General features: G+C 43.7%; 1 protein-coding gene. It reads right to left on the bottom strand.

The window, feature by feature from the left end; all coding sequences use genetic code 11:
- The coding region (locus ACP5SL_RS05875; protein ID WP_428228339.1) for an aminoacyl--tRNA ligase-related protein at window positions 1–548 on the bottom strand (548 nt) is incomplete at its 3' end.
- Window positions 549–625 lie beyond the last annotated feature (77 nt).

Here is a 625-nt window from a genome sequence, read left to right on the forward strand (position 1 = left end):
CTGTTTGTATACTCCAGCTTGAACCTTTGAGGAAGGTTGTAATCAAGCTGAATAGTAGCAAGCTGCCAGCTCCTTCCCATAGAATCCTTGACATCGCAATCGATCTTCGGACCGTAAAACGCGCCCTCTTTCTCCTTTATTTGATATTGCAAATGGTTTTCTTCTATTGCCTTCTTTAGTTTTGCAGTGGCTTTTTCCCACAGCTCCTCTGTACCTAGATGATCGTCTGGCATCGTAGAAAGATTTGGCACGAAGGTCATGCCGAAGGTATCATATACCTCCTTTATCATCTTAAGAAGTAGGGAAACCTCCTCTTGTATTTGATCTTCTCTTGCAAATATGTGTCCATCGTCTTGTGTAAGTTCCTTGACTCGAAATAGACCTGTTACCGCACCGCTTAACTCCTTTCTGTAGACCTTGTCAAATATCGCCGTCCTGAAGGGCAGTTCCTTGTAGCTCCATTTCCTGCTCTTGTATATAAGCATAGTAGAAGGGCAGTTCATTGGCTTCATTCCTATGCTTCCGAAATCAGAATCAAAGATGAACATGCTGTCACGATAGTGTTGTATATGGCCGCTAACATGCCACAGCGCCACATCTGCTAGTACAGGGGTACTTATCTCTT

This window comes from Fervidicoccus sp., from assembly GCF_049967375.1.
Lineage (GTDB): Archaea > Thermoproteota > Thermoprotei_A > Sulfolobales > Fervidicoccaceae > Fervidicoccus > Fervidicoccus fontis.